This window comes from Kribbella italica (assembly GCF_014205135.1).
In the GTDB taxonomy this organism is placed as follows: Bacteria; Actinomycetota; Actinomycetes; order Propionibacteriales; family Kribbellaceae; genus Kribbella; species Kribbella italica.
On sequence record NZ_JACHMY010000001.1, the window covers coordinates 3580954 to 3602934 of the forward strand.

Here is a 21981-nt window from a genome sequence, read left to right on the forward strand (position 1 = left end):
CTGCCTCACCCGAGCGAGTCCTGGATCGCGGCGACGTCGGCCGTCGCCTGCCGCGCGGCTTCGTCGGCATCGACCTGCCCACTGGCCAGCGCACTAATGGCCTTCGGCACCGGAAGCTCGCCGAGCGTGGCGCCGACCAGCGCGCCCTGTCCCTCGGTGATGCCCCAGCGCTGCATCTTGCCGATCCCGCCACGCAGCTCGGCGATCACCGGGGCCGGGTAGATCGCGGCCAGCGGCTTGCGGGTGTCGACGCCGATGTCGGCCTTGTCCCAGGCCTGGTCGAACTTGTCCGGGTCGGTCGTCGTCCCGTGCCGGACCGGGAACTTGCCCTCGGCAGCCATCCCGAACCAGTCCTCGTAGCCCTGGTCGAGCATGTACTGCACCAGCTGCTGGGAGGCGTCGGCCTTCGCCGTCTTCGTCACCGTCCAGCCGGTCACCTCGCCGAACTGCGCGGGTTCGGCGCCGTCCGGGCCCTGGACCGCGGTCACCACACCGGTGTTACCGGCCAGCCAGTTCTTGTCCTTCGCGCACGGCTCGCAGCTCGGCAGCGCGTCCTCCCGCAGCCCGGCGAGTTCGTCGAGCAGGAACGACGACCAGACCACCATCGCCGACTTGCCCGCGAAGTACGCCGCCCGCGTGGAGTCGACGGTCTGCGTCCCGGCCGCGGAGTACTTCGTGGCCAGGTCACCGTAGAAGCGGAACGCCTCCTTGCACGGCGGGCTGTCGAGCGTGACCTTGCCGCCGGCGTCGACCAGTTGGCAGTTGTTCGCCAGGCCGAAGTACTCGAAGCTCTGCTGGGTGAACGGGTCGGCTGGGTCGGTGGCGATCGAGATACCTTCGGTGCCGCCCTTGTTCAGCGTCTGCGCGGCCTTCTCGATCGCGTCGTACGACGTGGGCGCGGGCAGGCCGGCCGCGGCGAACAGGTCCTTGCGGTAGTAGAGCAGCTGGGTCCAACTGTCCGACGGTACGGCGAGTTGCTGGTCACCGGCGCGGGTCAGGTCGAGCGCCCGCTGGTCGAAGGTCTTCGGGCCGAGCGCATCGACGACCTTGCCCGCGGCGTCCGGGTTGAGCAGGCCGTTGCTGGACAGCTGCTGGATCGCGGCCAGCGGGACCGCGCCGATCACGTCGGGGAGCTTGCCGGCCGCCGCCGCGGACATCACCAACTGGCTCAGCTGCGGCTCGTCGACCCCGACGAGCTTCACCTGGATGCCGGTCTCGGCGGTGAACTTCTCGAAGATCGCCCGGGTGGTCTCCAGCCGCCCGGACACGTTCTCGAGCGACCAGACGGTGATGCTGCGCTCGTCCCCGGCGCTGGAATCGTTGCCGCAGGAACTGAGCAGCAGGAGCACCGTCGCGACGGAGAGTGCCCTGAAGAAGCGTGACATCTATCCTCCTGGGGATGCTGACTTACGCATAACATCAGGACTATTGTATTTTGACAAGACCTAAGTCCGTCGCACTGGAGGTTTCCGTGGCTCGCGTCGTGCAGTTCTCCGCTCCCCGTGTGGCCGAGGTGGTCGACTTCGACCCGCCGCCGCTGCCGGACGGGCACGTCCGGGTGCGTACGGCGTATTCGGGTATCTCGGCCGGCACCGAACTGACGGCGTACCGGGGGACGAACCCGTACCTGACCCGCACCTGGGACCCCGACGCCCGCATCTTCCGCGACGCCGAAGCCGGCGTCTCGTTCCCGGTCGTCGGCTGGGGCTACTCCGAGTCCGGCGAGATCACCGAGGTCGCTCCCGACGTCGACGGCCTGTCGGTCGGCGACCAGGTCTGGGGCATCTGGGGCCACCGCAGCGAAGCAGTCCTCCCCGCGGACAAACTCGCCGGCCACCAACTCCCCACCGGCGTCTCCCTCGCTGCCGCCTCCTTCACCCGCGTCGGCGCGATCGCCTACAACGCGATCCTCTCGGCCCGCATCACCCTCGGCGACGTCGTCGCCATCTACGGCCAGGGCGTCATCGGCCTGCTGGCCACCCGCCTGGCCACACTCTCGGGCGCACAAGTAGTCACCGTCGACGCAGTCGAGTCCCGCCGCGAGGAGTCTCTGAAGTACGGCGCTGCTGCTTCCTTCGCCCCCGGCACAGCCGTGGAGCAGATCCATCCGGTGGACACTGCGATCGAACTCTCCGGTGTCTACCCCGCTCTCCACGAGGCCACCCGTTCCGTGGGTGTCGGCGGGCGGGTGGTTGCCTCTGGTTTCTACCAAGGCGACGGCACCGGCCTCCGCCTCGGTGAGGAGTTCCACCACAACCGCGTCGAGCTGATCAGCTCGCAGATCGGCGGCGTTCCTCCCGAGCTGGCCAACCGCTGGTCCGTCGACCGCCTGCAGCGCGGCTTCCTCGAGCTGGTCGGCCGCGGCGCCGTCGATCCGGAACCTCTGATCACCCATCGCGTCCCCGTCGAAGACGCCGCCGACGCCTACGTCCTGCTCGACACGCGTCCCGGGGACGCCCTGCAAGTAGTACTGGAGTTCTGATGAAGATCGCATGCCAGGAGCAACTGTTGCCGGGTGCGACGTTGCAGGAGAAGTGGGAGTTCGCCACCGCCGCCGGGTACGACGGCATCGAGCTGCGCGGCAAGGGCGAACTGAGCTTCCGCGACCGTCTGCCCGAGCTCCACAAGGCCAAGGCGGACGGCGTCGTGATGCCGACCGTCTGTGTCGACATGCTGCACTTCTTCGGCGCCTTCGACCCCGACCAGCGCGCCGACGCGATCGTCCAGATGAAGGTCGAGCTGTCGGTGATCGCCGAGCTCGGCGGACTCGGCGCGCAGACGCCGGCGTCGTACGGGATGTTCTCCCGCCGGCTCCCACCGTTCGAGCCGCCGCGCGACGAGGCCGGGGACCGCGAGGTCCTGCTCGACGGACTCCGTGAGCTCGGCGAGCACGCGGCACGCGAGGGCGTCGAGCTGTTCCTCGAACCGCTGAACCGGTACGAGGACCACATGGTCAACCGCCTCGACCAAGCCGCCGAGCTGATCCAGGCGGTCGGCCTCGACGCGGTCCGGATCGGCATCGACAGCTACCACATGAACATCGAGGAGACCGACCCGTCGGCCTCGATCGTTGCCCAGGCGCCGTACGTCGGGCACGTGCAGCTCAGCGACTCCAACCGCTTTCAGCCCGGCGCCGGCCACCTCGACTGGGCCGCGTTCCTCGGCGCACTCGATGCCATCGGCTACGACCGCTACCTGGCCGTCGAGTGCCGTCTCACCGGCGACCCGATCGAGGCGGTCCGCTCGATCCCGGCCGTCGTCAGGCGGTACGTATGAGCCTGCGATCAGCGGCGAAGCAGGTCCTTCTCGGCAACTGGACCGGCCATTCCACGGTCCCGTCCCGCTCGCTCTATCCACACCAGTGGAGCTGGGACTCGGCGTTCATCGCCATCGGCCTGCGCCACCTCTCACCCCGTCGCGCCCAGGTCGAGCTGGAATCGTTGTTCGGCTCCCAGTGGTCCGACGGCCGGATCCCGCACATCAGCTTCTCCCCCGCCGTCGCCCGCGACGCCTACTTCCCCGGCCCCGACTTCTGGCAGGCCACGACGACCGGCGGCGTCGAAACCTCGGGCATCATCCAGCCCCCGGTGCACGCGCTGGCCGCCTGGCTCACCCACCAAGCCGACGAGGCCGAATCCGTACGCCGGGGCTTCCTCCCCCGCGTCTACCCCAAGCTCGTTGCCTGGCACACCTATCTCCGCACCCGCCGCGACCTCGGCGGCCGCGGGTTGGTCGCGATCGTCCACCCCTGGGAGTCCGGCATGGACAACAGCCCGGCCTGGGACGACGCGCTGGCGCGAGTCACCCCCGCACCGCTCGACTCGTTCACCCGCCGGGACACCGACCACGCCAGCCCGGCTGACCGCCCCACCGATCTCGACTACGGCCGCTACGTCCAACTCGCGGCGACCTACCGGGACCACCAGTACGACGACGCCGCCACGCCCTTCGAGTTCGCCCTCGATGATCCGGCGTTCAACGCGCTGCTGATCGCCTCCGAGCACGCACTGGCAGACATCGCGGAAGCCCTCGGCCTGGATCCCACCCACCACTTGAAGGCCGCCGAAGAACTGACGAAGGCGCTGGGCGAGCTCTTCACCAACGGCCTCTTCCACGCTCGCGACCTCCGCGCAAGCGCGGAGGTCGCGAGCGGAAGTGCGGGGAGCGCGGAGGCGGGCGCTCCGGGCGTGCTCGTGCCGGCCGGCACCATCTCCGGCCTGATCCCACTGATCGTCCCCGGTCTCCCACAAGCCGCCGACCTCCTGGCCACCGCCCGCGGCGAGCGCTTCGGGCTCGGGCAGGTCCACCTCGTCCCGAGCTACGACCTCACCGGTCCCGCCTTCGAGCGCGAGCGCTACTGGCGCGGCCCGAGCTGGTTCAACACCGCCTGGCTGATCCACCGGGGCCTGACGACCCTCAACGAGCAGGACCAGGCCGACCAGCTGCGGGACGACCTGCTGAAGCTTGCCGACAGCACCGACTTCGCCGAGTACGTCGACCCGTACGACGGCTCGCCGCGCGGCGCCCAGATCTTCAGCTGGACCGCCGCAGTCACCTTGGACTTGCTCAGCTGTAGGTGACGTCCAGCACGCCGATCACCTTGTCGAGCCGGGCGGCCACCCGCCCGGCGTCGAACCCGTTGCCCTCGACAACGATGCGCAGCTCGCACCGCTCCAGGCACAGGCTGATCGTGCGGACGTCGTACGGGTTGAGCAGCACGGCGATCCGCGCGAGCAGGCCGCGCGTCTCCACGATCTGCGCCGTGAAGACAGTCTGCGGACGAGTCAGCAGCTCGGGCTCGGCGTACTCGACCACGGCAGTCATCGCACGACCTCCTTGTGACGCAGCAGACCGAACGTGACGCCATCGACGAGCGCCTCCCAGGACGCTTCGACGATGTTGTGGCCGACCCCGACGGTCACCCACGATCCCTCTCCGTCACCGGTCTGGATGAGGACTCTGATGACCGCGTCCGTCCCATGCCCCTGGTCGAGGATCCGCACCTTGTAGTCGACCAGGTCGAACTTGTTCACCACCGGGTAGGCCCGCTCGATCGCGGCGCGCAGCGCGTGGTCCAACGCGTTGACCGGACCGTTGCCCTCACCGGTGACCACCTCGCGCTCGCCGCCGGCTACCAACTTCACCGTCGCCTCGGAGACCGCCTCGCCCTCGGCGCGCGACTCGGTGATCACCCGCCACGACTCGACGTCGAAGAAGCTCGCCCGCTCGCCGGTGACCTCCTCGGTCAGCAGCAGCTCGAACGACGCGTCGGCCGACTCGAAGGTGTACCCGCGGGCCTCCATCTCCTTGACCCGCTCGGTCACCCGCCCGACCAGGTCCTTGTCGTTGCCGAGGTCGAACCCGAGCTCGCGGCCCTTCAGCTCGACACTCGCCCGCCCGGCCATCTCGGAGACCAGCATTCGCATGTCGTTGCCGACCAGCGCCGGATCCGTGTGCTGGTAGAGATCCGGGTCGACCTTGATCGCGCTGGCGTGCAGCCCGGCCTTGTGGGCGAACGCCGACAGCCCGACGTACGGCTGCCGCGCGGACGACGGGACGTTGGTCACCTCGGCGATCGCGTGCGCGATCCGGAACGACTCGGCCAGCTTGCCCGGCGGGAGCAGCTCCATCCCGCGCTTGAGCTCGAGGTTGGCCACGACGGCCAGGAGGTCCGCGTTGCCGGTCCGTTCGCCGTACCCGTTGATCGTGCCCTGCACGTGCGTCGCCCCGGCCTCCACGGCCGCGATCGAGTTCGCCACCGCGCAGCCGCCGTCGTTGTGGGCGTGGATGCCGAGCCGCGCCCCGGTCGCCTCCAGTACTTCCCGTACGACGTCCTGCAGCTCGCGCGGCAGCGAGCCGCCGTTGGTGTCGCACAGCGCGACCACGTCGGCGCCGGCCTCGGCCGCGACCCGGACCACCTCGAGCGCGTACGCCTGGTTGGCCCGGTACCCGTCGAAGAAGTGCTCGGTGTCGAGGAACACCCGCTGGCCGTGCTCGCGCAGGTGCTTCACGGTGTCCGCGACCATCCGCAGGTTCTCGTCGAGCGTCGTCCGCAGCGCCCGCTCGACGTGCGCGTCGTGGCTCTTGGCAACCAGCGTGACGACGTCCGCGCCGGAGTCCCGCAGCGCGGCGACCTGCGGGTCGTCGGCCGCGACCGCTCCCGGCTTGCAGGTCGCGCCGAACGCGGCGAACGTCGCGTGCCGCAGGTGCAGCTCGGTCCGCGCCCGGGCGAAGAACTCGGTGTCCTTCGGGACCGCACCCGGCCAGCCACCCTCGATGAACCCGACGCCCAAGTCGTCCAGGTGCTGCGCAATGGCGATCTTGTCGGCCACGGACAGCGCCAGACCCTCCTGCTGCGCGCCGTCGCGCAGAGTGGTGTCGTAGACGTGGAAATCGTCGGATCCGCTCACGGGGTCACCTTCCGGTGGATGGGGGCATCAGGCAAACAAAAAACCTCCCGCACGGTGCGAGAGGTCTGCGCGCTCAGGTCCTGCTGCTGAGCGCGCCTAGCCAATAATGACCCGGAAGTTCTTCATGACATTTTTCAGTCTGCCACAGCCCGTGGCCGACGGAACGAAATGTCTCGCAACGCGAACATCCAGTACGCCGATCAGTACTGCGGCGTGCGCCGCAGTCTCGTGCTCAGGCGGTGAGCGACCATTCCGGGGTGTCCCAGGCCGTGTAGAAGTCGTCCCGGTCCAGGGCCCGCAGGCCCCACTCGTCGCGGTCGAGCGCCTGGTCGGTCAGCCCGCCACGCTCGTCCTCGATCCGCTGCCACCAGTACCGGGTGATCGCGCCGTCCTCGCCGACGTGCAGCTCCCGGACGACGACCCACTCCCGCTCGTGCCACACCGCCTCGAACAGCCGATCCGTGCCGTCCTCGTCGGCCCGCGCCCCGAAGGTCCGCGCGGCGGTCCCGCGATCCAGGTCGCGGATCAGCTCGACCGAGGCGCGAAAGGCTGCCCGGGTGCCTTCGTCCCACTCCCGCACCCGGGCGAGCTCCGCGTAGTACCGGTCGACGTCGTCCGGAAAGTCGCTCATGGCGGCGACCCTACCGAACGCACCTGAAGAAATACTTTGAAAACGAGGTCAGCAGATCCTGCTCATCCAGCCGTGGGTGTCCGGGGTCCGGCCGTACTGGAGGTCGAGCAGCGCACTGCGGACCGCCGCGGTGACCGGGCCGCCGTTGCCGTCGGCGACCTGGACCTCGCCGCCGTTCCACTTCAGGGACGCGACCGGCGTGATGACGGCCGCCGTACCGCAGGCGAACACCTCGCGGATCCGGCCGGACGCCGCGCCGTCGCGCCACTCGTCGATCGAGATCTTGCGCTCGGTGACGGTGTGGCCGAGGTCGGTGACGAGTTTCAGGATCGAGTCCCGGGTGACGCCCTCGAGGATCGTGCCGGACAGCTCGGGGGTGACCACGGAGCCGTCGTCGAGCACGAAGTACAGGTTCATCCCGCCGAGCTCTTCGACCCACTTCTTCTCGACCGCGTCCAGGAACGCGACCTGGTCGCAGCCCTGCTCGATCGCCTCGGCCTGGGCCAGCAGCGACGAGGCGTAGTTGCCACCGGTCTTGGCCGCGCCGGTCCCACCGGGCGCGGCGCGGGTGTACTCCTCGCTGAGCCAGATCCGGACCGGCTTGACGCCCTTGGCGAAGTACGAGCCGGCCGGCGACGCGATCACGCAGTACGTGACCTGGGCCGACGGGCGGACACCGAGGAACGGGTCCGAGCCGAACATGAACGGCCGCAGGTACAGCGAGGTCTCGCCGCCACTGGGCACCCACGCCTTGTCCAGCTCGACCAGCTTGGTCAGCGAGTCGAGAAAGGCCGTCTCCGGCAGCTCCGGCAGCGCGAGTCGGTGCGCCGACCGGTTGAACCGGGCCGCGTTGGCGTCGGGCCGGAAGGTGTGGATCGAGTCGTCGGGGTGCCGGTAGGCCTTCATCCCCTCGAAGATGGTCTGGGCGTAGTGGAACACCGAGGTCGCCGGAGACAGCTCCAGCGGTCCGAAGGCGGTGATCCTCGCGTCGTGCCAGCCGAACTCCGCGTTCCACGTGGCGATCGCCATGTGGTCGGTGAAGTACTGCCCGAACCCTGGGTTCGCCAGGATCGTGGCGCGCTGGTCGTCGCTGGCCGGTTGGGTGTTGGGCTCAACGGTGAACTGCAGATCGGCGCTCATGTGCGCACCGTACCTCTCGAACAACTGGTCAGGCGAGCGCCGAAACGGCCGCCTGACGCTGGTGTCCGGCAGTCGAGCGAAGCCATCTCATCACCCGGCCGCGCGCTTGGCGATCGCGTCACCGATCTCCGACGTGGTCCGGGCGCCACCGGCGGTGCGCTCCTCGATGTCCGCGGTCACCGCGGCCTCGATCGCGGCCGCGGCCTCGGTCAGGCCGAGGTGGTCGCACAGCAGCGCCGCCGACAGGATCGCCGCGGTCGGGTCCGCCTTCTGCTGACCGGCGATGTCCGGCGCGGAGCCGTGCACCGGCTCGAACATGCTCGGCGCGGTCTTGTCCGGGTTGATGTTGCCGCTCGCGGCCAGCCCGATCCCACCGCTGATCGCCGCGGCGAGGTCGGTGAGGATGTCGCCGAACAGGTTGTCGGTGACGATCACGTCGAACCGCGCCGGGTCGGTGACCAGGAAGATGGTCGCCGCGTCCACGTGCAGGTAGTCGACCGCGATGTCGGGGAACTCGGTCGCGACCGCGTCGACGGTCCGCTTCCACAGGTGCCCGGCGTGCACGAGCACGTTGTTCTTGTGCACGAGCGTGAGCTTCTTGCGCGGCCGGGCCTGGGCCCGCGCGAACGCGTCCCGGACGACCCGCTCCACGCCGTACGCCGTGTTGACCGACACCTCGGTGGCGATCTCGGCCGGCGTGCCGACGCGCAGGGCGCCGCCGTTGCCGACGTACGGGCCCTCGGTGCCCTCGCGGACGACGACGAAGTCGACCTCGCCCGGGGCGGCCAGCGGGGAACCCACCGACGGGTAGATCTTCGACGGCCGCAGGTTCACGTAGTGGTCCAGGGCGAACCGCAGCTTGAGCAGCAGACCACGCTCGAGAACGCCGGACGGCACGGTCGGGTCGCCGACGGCGCCGAGCAGGATCGCGTCGTGCTGGCGAATCTCCGCGAGCTCGGCGTCCGGCAGCGTCTCGCCGGTCGCGTGCCAGCGCTTCGCGCCCAGGTCGTACTCGGTCCGGTCGAACGTCACGCCGTGGACCGCGCTGACCGCGTCGAGCACCTTGAGTGCCTCGGCCGTCACCTCGGGCCCGATCCCGTCGCCACCGACGACGGCCAGCGTGAAGGTCTTCTGTGTGCTCACTTCTTGGGTTCTCCCCCGTTGTCGCGGCGGTTCATGGCCTCTTGGACGGCCCGGGCCTCGGACGCGGTCTCGCTCGCCGCGCGAGCGGGCCGGCGACGCCGGGCCGTCTTGCGCTCGGAAGCATCGATCGCGGGCCAGTTGGCTGGGTACATGTCGTACATGCTGCTCCTCCCGATCAGGGTCTCGCGGGCGGCAGGGTGGCTCCAAAATTACTCTGACGTCCGACTATTTCACCACAATGCGGGCACTACGTCCCACTATGTGAGATACCAGTGACAGCGCTGGACCGAAGCTGTGCAACTCTCAACCGGTGAGCGCTCCCCCAGAACTGCCGCCGCTGGTGTCGGCGGCCCTCAGCCTGTCCGGCCGGCGCGGATTCGTCAGCTCGACCCGTAACGAGACCGGCCGGCTGCTCGCGACCCTTGCGGCGTCGCGGACCGGTACGGTCGGCGAACTCGGCACGGGCTGCGGGGTCGGCTCGGCCTGGCTGCGCAGCGGCGTGGCCGAAGGGACGAAGATCGTCACCGCCGAGAGTGATCCCGAGCTCGCCAAGGCGGTGGCCGAGCTGTTCGCCGCCGACGAGCGGATCGAGGTCGTCGAGGCGGACTGGACCGCGCTGATCGAGCGCGGCCCGTTCTCACTGCTGTTCGTCGACGCGCGCGAGGCGAAGCTGTCCGCCCGCGACGTGGTCGCCGAGGTGGTCGAGCCCGGCGGGTTCGTCGTCCTCGACGACTTCACGCCGTCCGCGGTCTGGCCCCCGATGTACGAGGGCCGCGTCGACACCCTGCGCCAGGAGTGGCTGCAGGACAAGCGCTTCACCACCGTCGAGGTGATGGTCGCCCCCGACGCCGCCGTACTGCTCGCCACTCGGCGCTAGAAACACAGGTGGGCCCGAGCCACGCCTCCCGGGTGGGAGGGGCTCGGGCCCTGGCCGGCCGCCATGCGCCTGCGGGCGGCAGGCCGGTCCTGCACTTCAAGTGTGACGGTCTCCTGGGGTCAGTGCTGCCCCAGGAGTGTCACAGTCACGCCTAGGCCTCCAGGTCGACGGTCCGCGCGGTGTCGGCCTGTACGGCGGACGCGATGTCGTCCAGCTTGGCCGGCGGGATGCTCGAGTCGACGCTCAGCGCGACCAGCGCCTTGCCGCCCTTGCGGTCCCGGCTGACCTGCATGCCCGCGATGTTGATGTCGGACTCGCCCAGGATCCGGCCGACCGCGCCGACGATGCCCGGACGGTCCTCGTAGCTGAGGAACGCCAGGTGTGCCGACAGCTCGATCTCCAGGTCGAACCCGTCGATCTCGACCAGCCGCTCGGACTGCTTGACACCGACCAGCGTGCCGGACACCGACACCTGGCCGCCGTCGGCCAGCGTGCCGCGCAGGGTGATCAGGTTGCGGTGCTCCGGGCTGTCGTGGTCGGTGACGAGCCGGACCTCGAGGCCCCGCTCGGCGGCCAGCAGCGGCGCGTTCACGTAGGAGACGTTGTCCTCGACGACGTCCGCGAAGACACCCTTCAGCGCGGCCAGCTCGAGCACCTTCACGTCGTACTGCGTGATCTCGCCGCGGACCTCGACGTCGAGCTGCTGCGCGACGCCACCGGCCAGCGCGGTGAAGATCCGGCCCAGCTTCTCGGTCAGCGCGATGCCCGGGCGGACCTCCTCGGCGATCACGCCGCCCTGGACGTTGACCGCGTCCGGGACCAGCTCGCCGGACAGCGCGAGGCGCACGGACTTGGCGACCGCGATCCCGGCCTTCTCCTGCGCCTCGTCGGTGGACGCGCCCAGGTGCGGGGTGGCCACGACGTTCTCGAACTCGAACAGCGGGGAGTCGGTGCACGGCTCCTTGGCGAACACGTCCAGCCCGGCGGCCGCGACGCGGCCCTCCTTCAGCGCGGAGTACAGCGCCTGCTCGTCGACGATGCCACCGCGGGCGGCGTTGACGATGATGACCTCGGGCTTGACCTTGTGCAGCTGCTCGTCACCGATCAGGCCGATCGTCTCCGGCGTCTTCGGCAGGTGCACGGAGATGAAGTCGGACGCGGCCAGCAGCTCGTCCAGGGACGCGAGCCGGACCCCCATCTGCGCGGCGCGACCGGCCTGCACGTACGGGTCGTAGGCGATCACGTTCATCCCGAAGGCGGCCAGCCGCTGCGCGACCAGGACACCGATCTTGCCGAGGCCGACGATGCCGACGGTCTTCTCGAACAGCTCGACACCGGAGTACTTGCTGCGCTTCCACTCGCCGTTCTTCAGCGACTGGTCGGCGGCCGGGACGCGGCGGGCCGCGGCCAGCAGCAGCGCGACCGCGAGCTCGGCGGCGCTGACGATGTTCGAGGTCGGGGCGTTCACGACCATCACGCCGGCCTGGGTGGCGGCCTTGACGTCGACGTTGTCGAGACCGACGCCCGCGCGGGCGACGACCTTGAGCTTCTTCGCCGCGGCCAGCGCCTCGGCGTCGACCTTGGTGGCGCTGCGGATCAGGATCGCGTCCACGTCGGCGATCGCGGGAATCAGCTCGGCGCGGTCGGCACCGTTGGCGTGCCGGATCTCGAAGTCCGGCCCGAGGGCCTCGACGGTGGCGGGAGACAGCTCTTCGGCGATCAGGACGACGGGTCGGGTGACGTCAGTCATGACAGACAACTCCTGCTGGGAAGCGGTAGGTGGCTCAAAACAGAGCACCGCGCTGTGCCCGCTGACTGCGATGTTACCAGTTGCTCCGAGTCACGCTCAGTCGGTCTCACAGCCCGCTTCGTTCTTCAACGTTCCCGCCCCGTCGATCCGCAGCTTCTGCTGCTCACGGACCAGGTGGTACTGGATCCGCAGCTGCGCGCACGTCTGTCCCTTGGCCTGCGCGCTGGTCGGCGAGAACAGCACCGTGAAGGTCATCTCGGCGTTCGCGGCCGCTCCGGCGGCGCTGACCTTCTCGATCACCGCGCCGAACGCGTACGACGTACCGTGCTTGCTCTCGTCGATCTTCGCCGAGCTCAGCGCGCGCAGCCGCTGCGAGTAGGTGAGCTGCATGGCGTCGAAGTCGTGCAGGTTGAGCGTGTTCAGGTAGGCGGCCAGGGCGGTGTTGACCTCGCCGGCCAGCGGGGTGTTCGCCACCGCGAGATCGGGCTCGACCGGGCTCTGCGGCCCGCGCGACTGACAGGTCTTGGTCGGCGCCGCGGTGACGCCCTCCGCGTCCGGGCTCAGGGGCAACCGGTCGCGATCGATGATCTTGCCGGAAGCAACGGTCTCACCGGTGAGCAGACCGATCAGGCGGCCTTTGCGGTCGACCATCGGCGCACCGAGGGCGCCTGCGTCGACGAGGCCCGTGAGCGGGATCGGCTGCTCGGCCGTGCCGACCTGCGAGACGACTTGCCGTCCGGTCAGGTCGTACCCGACCAGTGCCCGGTCCGCCTTCGGGTCGGGGAGTTTCGGCGCGACGACGGCCGTCGGCTTGTCCGCCCGGCCGGCCATCGTCAGAACGGCGACCCCGTCGGCGGTGACGCCTCGTACGGTGACCCGCCGGACCTTGCCGTCCTGGGTCAGTACGGCGACCGAGACCGGAAACCGGATCGCCGACGTCGCCGTCAGCACGGTTCCACCGGGCAGCATCACACCGGACGCCTGGCCCGTGCCCTCGCAGGTCGTCGCCAGCACCCGCACCACGACGGGCCCGGCGGAGTCCAGCACGTCGCCGGGGTCCAGGCTCAGGCTGTCCGCCCGCACCAACCACCCCGCTGCGGCTCCGAGCACGAGCACGAACACCACCAGCGGCAGCACGAACCGCGGCCGGAACCTCGGCGGCAACGGCGGCTCGCTGCCTGCTCCCCCGTCCACCGTCCGCCGGCGTGGCTCGATCGTCGTCCCCGGACCGCTCGGCAGGCGCGTCTCGTCGTTCTCGCTCGCCCAACTCGGGATCCGGCGCGGCGGGCGTGGCAGGTCGCCGCGGCCCTGCTCAGCCATCCCTGCCTCCCCCAGTCCGGTCCGGTCCCGATTCTGTCAGACAACGGAGCGACGCCCAGGCCACACGCGGTGACCTGGGCGTCGTCGGTACGGCGTACCGCGGTGGCTCAGCGCGCGGCGGTGCCCTCGACGTAGTCGTCGGCGTCGTGCGACTTGACCCACGCCATCAGCGCGCGCAGGTCCTTGCCGACGGCCTCGATCGGGTGCGACTCGCTGGCCTTGCGGAACTCGGCGAACTCCGGCGCGCCGGCGTCCTGGTCGGCGATGAAGCGGGCCGCGAAGGTGCCGTCGGTGATGTCGTTGAGGACGTCCTTCATCCGGGCCTTCACCGACGCGTCGATGATCCGCGGGCCGGAGACGTAGTCGCCGTACTCGGCGGTGTCGGAGACCGACCAGCGCTGCTTGGCGATGCCGCCCTCGTACATCAGGTCGACGATCAGCTTGAGCTCGTGCAGGCACTCGAAGTACGCGACCTCCGGCTGGTAGCCGGCCTCGGTCAGCGTCTCGAACCCGGCCTGGACCAGCGCGGAGACACCACCGCAGAGCACGGCCTGCTCACCGAACAGGTCGGTCTCGGTCTCCTCGGTGAAGGTGGTCTTGATCCCGCCGGCGCGCAGGCCGCCGATGCCCTTGGCGTAGGCCAGCGCGAGGTCCCACGCCTTGCCGGTCGCGTCCTGCTCGACCGCGACCAGGACCGGGACGCCCCGGCCCTCGGAGTACTCGCGACGGACCAGGTGCCCCGGGCCCTTCGGCGCGACCATGAACACGTCGACACCGGCCGGGGGCTTGATGTAGCCGAACCGGATGTTGAAGCCGTGACCGAAGACGAGCGCGTCGCCGTCGACCAGGTTCGGCTCGATGGCCTCCTTGTAGAGCGCCCGCTGGGCCGGGTCCGGCGCCAGCACGACGATCACGTCGGCCTCCTCGCAGGCCTCGGCCGGCGTGACGACCCGCAGGCCCTGGGCCTCGGCCTTGGCGCGGCTCTTGGAACCTTCCGGCAGGCCGACGCGGACGTCGACACCGGAGTCGCGCAGCGAGAGCGCGTGGGCGTGGCCCTGGGAGCCGTAGCCGAGGACGGCCACGTTCTTGCCCTGGATCACCGACAGGTCGGCGTTGTCGTCGTAGAACATTTCAGCTGCCACGGGGAGCTCGTCTCCTTGATTCTTCTGGGGTGAGGGGTCGGCGGGTGCCGGCCGGGTTCAGGGGTGGACCGCTCAGGCGTGCCTGGCCGGCGCGGCGGGGCGGTGACCCGGCGGCGGCGCCGGCACCGGGTGGTTCGGGTGGGGCGCCGGACTGGCGGCGGCCGCCGGCTGACCGGCGGGACGGGCCTGCAGGGCGGGACTGCCGGAGGCCACGTACGGCGGCGGGACCGGGACCGGACGCAGCGAGCGGTCCGAGATGGACCGGCCCCCGCGGCCGATCGCGACCATGCCGGACTGCACCAGCTCGCGGACGCCGAACGGTTCCAGCACCCGCATCATCGCCTCGAGCTTGTCGGGGTTGCCGGTCGCCTCGATGGTGATCGCGTCCGGAGCCACGTCCACCACCTTCGCACGGAACAGCTGAACGGTCTCCAGTACCTGCCCGCGGGTCAGGGTGTCGGCCTTGACCTTGACCAGGATCAGCTCGCGCTGGACGGTCTGGGTCGGCTCGAGCTCGACGATCTTGATCACGTTCACCAGCTTGTTCAGCTGCTTGGTGATCTGCTCCAGCGGCTGCTCGTCGACGCTGACCGCGATCGTCATCCGGGAGATCTCCGGGTGCTCGGTCGGGCCGACGGCGAGGGAGTCGATGTTGAAGCCCCGGCGGGAGATCAAAGCTGCGACGCGGGCCAGAACACCGTGCTTGTTCTCGACCAGGATGCTCAGTGTGTGCTTGGACATTTACAGCTCCTCCGAGTCCCAGTTCGGGGCCATGTCGCGGGCGATCTGGATGTCGTCGTTGCTGGTGCCGGCGGCAACCATCGGCCAGACCATCGCGTCGCGGTGCACGACGAAGTCGACCACCACCGGCGCGTCGGTGACCGCCATCGCCTTCTCGATCGTGGCGTCGACCGATTCCCGGTCGGAGCAGCGCAGGCCGACCCCGCCCATCGCCTCGGCCAGCTTGGCGAAGTCCGGGATCCGGGCCGAGTGCAGGTCGGTGTTGGAGTAGCGCTTGTCGTAGAACAGCGTCTGCCACTGCCGGACCATGCCCAGCGACTGGTTGTTGATCACGGCAACCTTGATCGGGATGCCCTCCAGCGCGCAGGTGACGAGCTCCTGGTTGGTCATCTGGAAGCAGCCGTCGCCGTCGATCGCCCACACGGTCGCGTCCGGCCGGGCCACCTTGGCGCCCATCGCGGCCGGCACCGAGTAGCCCATGGTGCCGAGGCCGCCGGAGTTCAGCCAGTTCAGCGGCTTCTCGAACGGCAGGTAGTGCGCGGCCCACATCTGGTGCTGGCCGACGCCGCTGGTGTAGATCGCGTCCGGCCCGGCGATCTGGCCGATCCGCTGGATCACGTACTGCGGGGAGAGGCTGCCGTCCTCGGGCTCGTCGTACCCGACCGGGTACTTCGCCTTGACGGAGTCGAGCAGACCGCGCCAGGTGGAGTAGTCCGGGGTCTTGCCGTTGCTCGCGATCTCGGCCTTCAGCGCGCCGATCAGATCGCCGATGACCTCCTTGCAGTCACCCACGATCGGGACGTCGGCGTGCCGGTTCTTGCCGATCTCGGCCGGGTCGATGTCGGCGTGGATGACCTTGGCCTCCGGCGCGAACGACGCCAGCTTGCCGGTCACCCGGTCGTCGAAGCGCGCGCCGAGACAGATCAGCAGATCAGACCTTTGCAGCGCGCCGACGGCCGAGACCGCACCGTGCATCCCCGGCATGCCGAAGTGCAGCGCGTGGCTGTCGGGCAGCGCGCCGCGGGCCATCAGCGTGGTGACCACGGGGAGGCCGAGCAGCTCGGCGAGCTCCTTGAGCTCGGCAGACGCCTTGGCGCGGATCACGCCACCGCCGACGTACAGGACCGGCCGCTCGGCGGCCGCGATCAGCCGGGCCGCCTCGCGCACCTGCTTGGGGTGCGGGCGGGTCACCGGCCGGTACCCGGGCAGCGAGAGCTCGGTCGGCCACTGGAAGTCGACCATCGCCTGCATCGCGTCGCGGGTCACGTCGACCAGAACCGGGCCGGGCCGGCCGGTGGCGGCGATGTGGAACGCCTCGGCGATCGTCGAGGCGATCTCGTTCGGGTCCTTGACCAGGAAGTTGTGCTTGGTGATCGGCATCGTGATGCCGCGGATGTCGGCCTCCTGGAAGGCGTCCGTCCCGATCGCCGCGCTGGCGACCTGCCCGGTGATCGCCACCATCGGGACCGAGTCCATGTAGGCGTCGGCGATCGGGGTGACCAGGTTGGTCGCGCCCGGACCCGAGGTCGCCATGCAGACGCCGACCTTGCCGGTGGTCGAGGCGTAGCCCTGGGCCGCGTGCCCGGCGCCCTGCTCGTGACGTACCAGGATGTGGCGGATCTGGGTCGAGTCGAGCATCGGGTCGTACGCCGGGAGGATCGCGCCGCCCGGAATGCCGAAGACGGTGTCCACTCCGGCGTGTTCCAGTGCGCGGATCAGAGCCTGTGCCCCGGTCAGCTGCTCACTCATGAGTGCCTTCCCTTGTCCAGTCACGATGTTGGCTTGCCGCGACCGATCCATCCTCGCTCGTGGTCGTTGTCAGGTGACGTCTGGGTCCCAGATAGTCGCCCTGGCAACAAAAACGCCCCTTCTGCCGGTTGGCTGAAGGGGCGCGCTCGACTCGGAGGTCGCGTCAGTCGGCGCGCCGCACAAGTACGAGGAGAATCGTTCGCATGCAGGTAACAGTCGCCGACCGGTGCCGATCTGGTCAAGTTCCCTGCCGAGTTGTCTCATTTTCTGAGATGACCGTCTTTAGATACAGACAGCGCCTTCCGAGGCGGAGCCGACCAGCTTCACGTACTTGCCCAGCACGCCCTTGGTGATCGCCGGCTGCTTCGGTGCCCAGCCCTGGCTGCGGCGTTCCAGCTCGTCAGCGTCAACGTGCAACTCCAGGGTCCGGTTACGCACGTCGAGCGTGATCCGGTCGCCGTCGCGGACGAACGCGATCGGGCCGCCGTCGACGGCTTCGGGCGCGACATGGCCGACGCAGAGTCCCGTCGTACCGCCGGAGAAACGGCCGTCGGTGAGCAGCAGAACGTCCTTGCCGAGCCCGGCGCCCTTGATCGCGCCGGTGACCGCGAGCATCTCGCGCATCCCGGGCCCGCCCTTCGGCCCCTCGTACCGGATGACCACGACATCCCCGGCCTTGAGCGAACCGTCCGCGACCGCGTCCATCGCGCCGCGCTCGCCGTCGAAGACGCGCGCGGTGCCCTCGAACACGTCGGAGTCGAAGCCCGCGCTCTTCACGACCGCGCCCTCCGGCGCCAGCGAGCCGCGCAGGATGGTGATCCCGCCGGTGCCGTGGATCGGCTGGTCGAGCGCCCGGATGATCGTGCCGTCGACGTCCGGCGGGGCGATGTCCGCGAGGTTCTCGGCCATCGTCTTGCCGGTCACGGTGAGGCAGTCGCCATGCAGCAGGCCGGCGTCCAGCAACGCCCGCAGGACGACTGGGATACCGCCGACCCGGTCGACGTCCGTCATCACGTACCGACCGAATGGCTTCAGGTCGCCCAGGTGCGGGACCTTGTCGCCGACCCGGTTGAAGTCGTCGAGGGTGAGCGCGACCTCGGCCTCGCGCGCGATCGCGAGCAGGTGCAGTACGGCGTTCGTCGAGCCGCCGAGCGCCATCACCACGGCGATCGCGTTCTCGAACGCCTCCTTGGTGAGGATCTGCCGCGCGGTGATGCCCTGCTGGAGGAGCCCGACCACGGCCTCGCCGGACTTGCGGGCGAACCCGTCGCGCCGGCGGTCCACCGCGGGCGGCGCCGCCGACCCGGGCAGCGACATGCCGAGCGCCTCAGCCGCGGAGGCCATCGTGTTCGCGGTGTACATGCCGCCGCAGGCGCCCTCGCCCGGGCAGATCGCGCGCTCGACGGCGTCGACCTCCTCGCGGGTGATCAGGCCGCGCGCGCAGGCGCCGACGGCCTCGAACGCGTCGATGATCGTCACGTCCTTGTCACCGAGCCGCCCGGGCATGATCGACCCGGCGTACAGGAAGACGCTGGCCAGGTCGAGGCGCGCGGCGGCCATCAGCATTCCGGGCAGCGACTTGTCGCAGCCCGCCAGCAGCACCGAGCCGTCCAGCCGCTCGGCCTCCATCACGGTCTCGACGGAGTCGGCGATGATCTCGCGGCTGACGAGCGAGTAGTGCATCCCGACGTGGCCCATCGAGATGCCGTCGGAGACGCTGATCGTGCCGAACTCCAGCGGGTAGCCACTGGCCGCGTGCACGCCGTCCTTGACCGCCTTCGCGAGCCGGTCCAGGGACAGGTTGCACGGGGTGATCTCGTTCCAGCTGGACGCGACGCCGATCTGCGGCTTGGCCCAGTCGTCGTCCCCCATCCCGACGGCCCGCAACATCCCCCGCGAGGCGGTCGCTTCCAGTCCGTCGGTCACCGTCCGGCTGCGCGGCTTGATGTCAGTCATGGTCCGACTGTATGCCTGTCGTCAGCGCCGGTACTCCTCCGCGAACGCTTCGAGCGGATCGCCGCCGTAGGCCCACGGCAGGGTGCCGACCCGGTTGAACATGGCGTCCGCCGACGCTCTCCCCTCGTCCCGGTGCTTCTTCAGCAGGTAGGCGAAGTAGTTGTGGGCGTCCAGGTCGGGAGCCTCGGGCGCACGCCCCGGCTGCAGCCATTTCTCCCGTGCCGCGATCAGCGGATCCGTCCAGGTGTTGGCCAGCTTCGTCGCCGCGGCGACCTTCTTCATCGCGCTCGCGTCGGTGAAGCCGAACACGTGCAGCCGGGCCTCGGCGACCGCTTTGCCCAGTACTCCGACCAGCACGCTGCCCGGCGCCGCCTGGTCCGCCGTCTCGGCGCCGAAGGCAAGCATCTCCTCGATGGTGGTCCCGTACCACTTCGGCGCGATCGCGTGCACCTTGTTGCCGTGCGCGGCGTAGCTCGTGGGGTGCCGGGCGATCGCCTCCTGGAACAGCTCCTCGTGCCTGTCCAGGTCGGCACCGAGCCCGATCGCCACCCACTGGTAGACCGTCCAGGGCGTCGGGTCGTCGGGAGCCACCTCGATCGCTGCCTCGACCACCTCGCGTGCGGTGCGCAGGATGTCGTGGAAGGTCCGGAACTGCTGGTCGGACACCATGGACGCGACGTACCCGGTGCGTACCTCCCAGCCCTCGAGCACCAGCGTCTGCGCCAACCAGACCAGCAGGTCGGGATCCCGGCCACCGACGTCCTCGAGCCTGGCCTCGAGCTGCTCCGACCGCCCCTTGGCCGCTTCGGCCAGGCCGGCGTTCCAGATTCCACGCCGGTCGCCGTTTTGCTCTTTCAGCCCGGCCAGAGCGGTGTCGAAGCCGCCCGCTTCAACGGCCGCCACGGCGGCGTCCAGCTCACGGTCGACCCAGGTCCGGCCGAGGATCAGGCCGTCGGTCGGCGACAGGCGCTTCTTCCGCGTGAAGATTCCCATCGCAGGATCCTAGGGCGGAGGTTCTGCTTCGCCGGCCCGTTCTGCAGCTTGCTGCAAACCCGTTGACGCGTTGGGGTTTCAGGCCAGCCGGAACTGCTTCGACGCGACCGCCTGGCGGACCTCGGCCGCGGTCTGCTCCGCGTCCATTGCGCTGGTGTCGATCACATGCCGCTCGAGCTCGCCGAGTTCCTTGAACGCGTCGTACAGGCCGGTGATCGCCTCGACGTCCTTCAGCTCCGTGTCCGGTCGTTGCTGGGCACGGGCCAGCGTCGTCTCGAGGTCGGGGCGCAGGACGACGTACGAGATCGGCAGTTGCTCGCGCTCCGCGGCGACGCGGAACGGCTTGAGGAACCACGGGCCGATGATCCCGTCGACGACGATGAGGTAGCCCCCGCGCGCGTAGGTCGTGGCGGTCGCGACGATCGCGTCGACGACGACCTCGTTCTGCTTCTGCGCGCCCGGCATGTACGGCGGGACGAAGCCGGTCTTGATCGCGCGGTAGTACAGGTCGGTCGTCAGGTGCACGGCCGGCCCGGCGGCATCGGTCGCGACCAGCGCGGCCACGGTCGTCTTGCCCGACCCGGGCGAGCCGGTCAGCAGGATCACTTCCCCAGTCATGCTGGGACGCTAGCGGTTGGTTCCCCTGAGCAACAGTCCTTTCAGCCGCCCGCGACCTTGTGCGATCAGCCGCCCGCGACGCTCGGCAGGACCAGCAGCTCGGCGCCGTCCGGCAGCTTGGTGTCCAGGCCGTCGAGATCGCGGACGTTGTCGTTGCCGAGGTAGACGTTGACGTGCCGGCGCAGCGCGCCCTGCTCGTCGGTCAGCCTGCGCCGGAGCGCGGGGTGCTGGCGCTCCAGCTGTGCGAACGCCTCACCGACCGTCGACGCCTCCTCGATCGCGACCTTCTCGCTGCCACCGGCGAACGGCTGCAGCACCGTCGGCAGCTTCACCCGGACCGTCACAGCACGGCCGCGCGAACCGTGAGGACGTCGGGCAGGTGCCGGGCGACCTCGGTCCAGCTGTCGCCCGCGTCGGCGCTCGCGTAGACGCAGCCGTCGCGCGTCCCGACGTACACACCGGCCAGCGTACCGGCGTCGGTGCAGAGCGCGTCCCGCAGCACCGGCGCGTACGACGGGACGTCGGGCAGCCCCTTGGTCAGCGCCTCCCAGGTCGCGCCGGCGTCTTTGGACCGATAGACCCGGCACTTGGCGTCGGTCGGAATCCTGTTGCCGTCGGCCACCAACGGGAAGACGTACACGGTCTCCGGCTCGTGCGGATGGACGGCGATCGGGAAGCCGAAGTCCGAGGGCAGGCCGTCGGCGATCGACTTCCAGATCGCGCCGCCGTCGTCGGAGCGGTAGACGCCGTGGTGGTTCTGCGCGAACAGCCGGTCCGGCATCGCCGGGTGGCCGGCCAGCTTGTGCACGCACTGGCCGAACTCCGGGTCCGGGTCGGGCATGAAGTAGGCCTTGATCCCGTGGTTGGCCGGCGACCAGCTCTGCCCGCCGTCGTCGGTCTGGTAGACGCCGCCGGTCGACATCGCGACGCTCACCCGGTCGGGGTCGGTCGGGTGCGGCAGCACGGTGTGGATCGCCTGCCCGCCGAAGCCGGCGCCCCAGTCCTTGCGGTGCGGGTGGTCCCAGAGGCCGCGGACCAGCTCGAAGGTGACGCCGCCGTCGGTAGACTTCCACAACGACGAGGGCTGCGCGCCGGCGTACACGACCTTCGGTTGGTCGCTCGGCGCCGGCTGGATCTGCCAGACGCGCTCGACCGAGGCGCCGGCGTCCTTCGGGAAGCCGATCGAGCCCTCCGGCGGCTCGGCCCAGGTCTGCCCGAGGTCGTCGGAGTGGAAGACGGCCGGGCCCCAGTGCTCGCTGGTCCCACCGGCGAACATGCGTGGCCGGTCACCGCGGGTGTCGACGCCGACGGAGTAGATCCCCTGCATCTCGAAGTGCGGCCCGTCGAGCGTCCACAGGTGACGCTCGGCGTCGCTGCGCCCGATCCAGAGTCCCTTCTTGGTCCCGATCAGCAGTACGGCCTCGGACATCGTCGTCCTCCAGTTCTCCCCGCGGCGCCTTCGCCGCCAGTTGTCGGCGCCGTTGCTCCGCCTGGTCAGCGCGGGGCCCCGG

At 69.9% G+C, this 21981-nt stretch carries 21 protein-coding genes; 4 read left to right on the top strand and 17 right to left on the bottom strand.

The genetic code is table 11. The features are described from left to right. Positions 1–5: 5 nt before the first annotated feature. A complete protein-coding gene (locus tag HDA39_RS16585) occupies positions 6–1385 on the bottom strand; it encodes an ABC transporter substrate-binding protein (protein ID WP_184796104.1) in 1380 nt (459 codons plus the stop codon). 86 nt (positions 1386–1471) lie between these two features. Here HDA39_RS16585 and HDA39_RS16590 point away from each other — a divergent pair, with 86 nt between their 5' ends. Genes HDA39_RS16590 through HDA39_RS16600 form a run of 3 tightly spaced genes read left to right on the top strand, consistent with a single transcriptional unit; the run spans position 1472 to position 4580 of the window. After that, the gene (locus HDA39_RS16590; RefSeq protein WP_184796105.1) at positions 1472–2482 is read left to right on the top strand and encodes a zinc-binding dehydrogenase; all 1011 of its coding nucleotides are present in this window, start codon (positions 1472–1474) and stop codon (positions 2480–2482) included. Beyond that, the gene (locus tag HDA39_RS16595; RefSeq protein WP_202893020.1) at positions 2482–3276 is read left to right on the top strand and encodes a sugar phosphate isomerase/epimerase family protein; all 795 of its coding nucleotides are present in this window, start codon (positions 2482–2484) and stop codon (positions 3274–3276) included. Before HDA39_RS16590 ends, HDA39_RS16595 begins: the two co-directional genes overlap by 1 nt. After that, complete coding sequence (locus HDA39_RS16600) at positions 3273–4580, top strand: MGH1-like glycoside hydrolase domain-containing protein (RefSeq protein ID WP_184796106.1); 1308 nt, start codon at positions 3273–3275, stop codon at positions 4578–4580. Before HDA39_RS16595 ends, HDA39_RS16600 begins: the two co-directional genes overlap by 4 nt. On the opposite strand, the gene HDA39_RS16605 is transcribed toward HDA39_RS16600, so the two are convergent. The 6 genes from HDA39_RS16605 to HDA39_RS16630 form a co-directional block, all read right to left on the bottom strand. Continuing rightward, positions 4567–4824, bottom strand: coding sequence for a hypothetical protein (locus tag HDA39_RS16605; RefSeq protein WP_184796107.1), 258 nt, complete (start codon positions 4822–4824; stop codon positions 4567–4569). The genes HDA39_RS16600 and HDA39_RS16605 overlap by 14 nt on opposite strands. After that, positions 4821–6410: a citramalate synthase gene (cimA, locus tag HDA39_RS16610; RefSeq protein WP_184796108.1), complete on the bottom strand. Its 1590-nt coding sequence runs from the start codon at positions 6408–6410 to the stop codon at positions 4821–4823. The genes HDA39_RS16605 and cimA overlap by 4 nt, the downstream gene beginning before the upstream one ends. A 232-nt stretch (positions 6411–6642) precedes the next feature. Then, entirely contained in the window at positions 6643–7041 is a 399-nt protein-coding gene (locus HDA39_RS16615; protein ID WP_184796109.1) for a hypothetical protein, read from the bottom strand. A gap of 48 nt (positions 7042–7089) precedes the next feature. Then, a complete protein-coding gene (locus tag HDA39_RS16620) occupies positions 7090–8181 on the bottom strand; it encodes a branched-chain amino acid aminotransferase (protein WP_184796110.1) in 1092 nt (363 codons plus the stop codon). A gap of 90 nt (positions 8182–8271) precedes the next feature. Continuing rightward, positions 8272–9324 (bottom strand): 3-isopropylmalate dehydrogenase, encoded by a 1053-nt coding sequence (locus HDA39_RS16625; RefSeq protein WP_184796111.1) that lies wholly within the window; start codon positions 9322–9324, stop codon positions 8272–8274. After that, on the bottom strand, positions 9321–9485 hold the full coding sequence (locus tag HDA39_RS16630) for a hypothetical protein (protein ID WP_184796112.1): 165 nt from the start codon (positions 9483–9485) through the stop codon (positions 9321–9323). The genes HDA39_RS16625 and HDA39_RS16630 overlap by 4 nt, the downstream gene beginning before the upstream one ends. Positions 9486–9634: 149 nt before the next feature. Between HDA39_RS16630 and HDA39_RS16635 the strand changes: the two genes are divergently transcribed. Further along, a complete protein-coding gene (locus HDA39_RS16635) occupies positions 9635–10201 on the top strand; it encodes a class I SAM-dependent methyltransferase (protein ID WP_184796113.1) in 567 nt (188 codons plus the stop codon). A gap of 151 nt (positions 10202–10352) precedes the next feature. Here the strand turns inward: HDA39_RS16635 and serA are convergent, their stop codons facing one another. From serA to HDA39_RS16685, 10 genes are all read right to left on the bottom strand, one after another. After that, positions 10353–11951, bottom strand: a complete 1599-nt coding sequence (serA, locus tag HDA39_RS16640; RefSeq protein WP_184796114.1) for a phosphoglycerate dehydrogenase — start codon at positions 11949–11951, stop codon at positions 10353–10355. 96 nt (positions 11952–12047) lie between these two features. Continuing rightward, positions 12048–13271, bottom strand: coding sequence for a serine protease family protein (locus tag HDA39_RS16645; RefSeq protein WP_184796115.1), 1224 nt, complete (start codon positions 13269–13271; stop codon positions 12048–12050). Positions 13272–13378: 107 nt separating this feature from the next. Further along, on the bottom strand, positions 13379–14401 hold the full coding sequence (ilvC, locus tag HDA39_RS16650; RefSeq protein ID WP_184806177.1) for a ketol-acid reductoisomerase: 1023 nt from the start codon (positions 14399–14401) through the stop codon (positions 13379–13381). An 84-nt stretch (positions 14402–14485) separates the two neighbouring features. Continuing rightward, positions 14486–15154, bottom strand: a complete 669-nt coding sequence (ilvN, locus tag HDA39_RS16655; RefSeq protein WP_184796116.1) for an acetolactate synthase small subunit — start codon at positions 15152–15154, stop codon at positions 14486–14488. Beyond that, positions 15155–16954: an acetolactate synthase large subunit gene (locus HDA39_RS16660; RefSeq protein WP_184796117.1), complete on the bottom strand. Its 1800-nt coding sequence runs from the start codon at positions 16952–16954 to the stop codon at positions 15155–15157. 231 nt (positions 16955–17185) lie between these two features. Further along, a complete protein-coding gene (gene ilvD, locus HDA39_RS16665; protein WP_184796118.1) occupies positions 17186–18859 on the bottom strand; it encodes a dihydroxy-acid dehydratase in 1674 nt (557 codons plus the stop codon). 21 nt (positions 18860–18880) lie between these two features. After that, entirely contained in the window at positions 18881–19852 is a 972-nt protein-coding gene (locus HDA39_RS16670) for a hypothetical protein (protein ID WP_184796119.1), read from the bottom strand. A 78-nt stretch (positions 19853–19930) separates the two neighbouring features. Beyond that, the gene (locus HDA39_RS16675) at positions 19931–20470 is read right to left on the bottom strand and encodes an AAA family ATPase (RefSeq protein ID WP_184796120.1); all 540 of its coding nucleotides are present in this window, start codon (positions 20468–20470) and stop codon (positions 19931–19933) included. Between the two features lie 65 nt (positions 20471–20535). Then, the gene (locus HDA39_RS16680) at positions 20536–20814 is read right to left on the bottom strand and encodes a ubiquitin-like small modifier protein 1 (protein WP_184796121.1); all 279 of its coding nucleotides are present in this window, start codon (positions 20812–20814) and stop codon (positions 20536–20538) included. Beyond that, the gene (locus tag HDA39_RS16685) at positions 20811–21899 is read right to left on the bottom strand and encodes a WD40/YVTN/BNR-like repeat-containing protein (protein WP_184796122.1); all 1089 of its coding nucleotides are present in this window, start codon (positions 21897–21899) and stop codon (positions 20811–20813) included. Before HDA39_RS16685 ends, HDA39_RS16680 begins: the two co-directional genes overlap by 4 nt. Positions 21900–21981 lie beyond the last annotated feature (82 nt).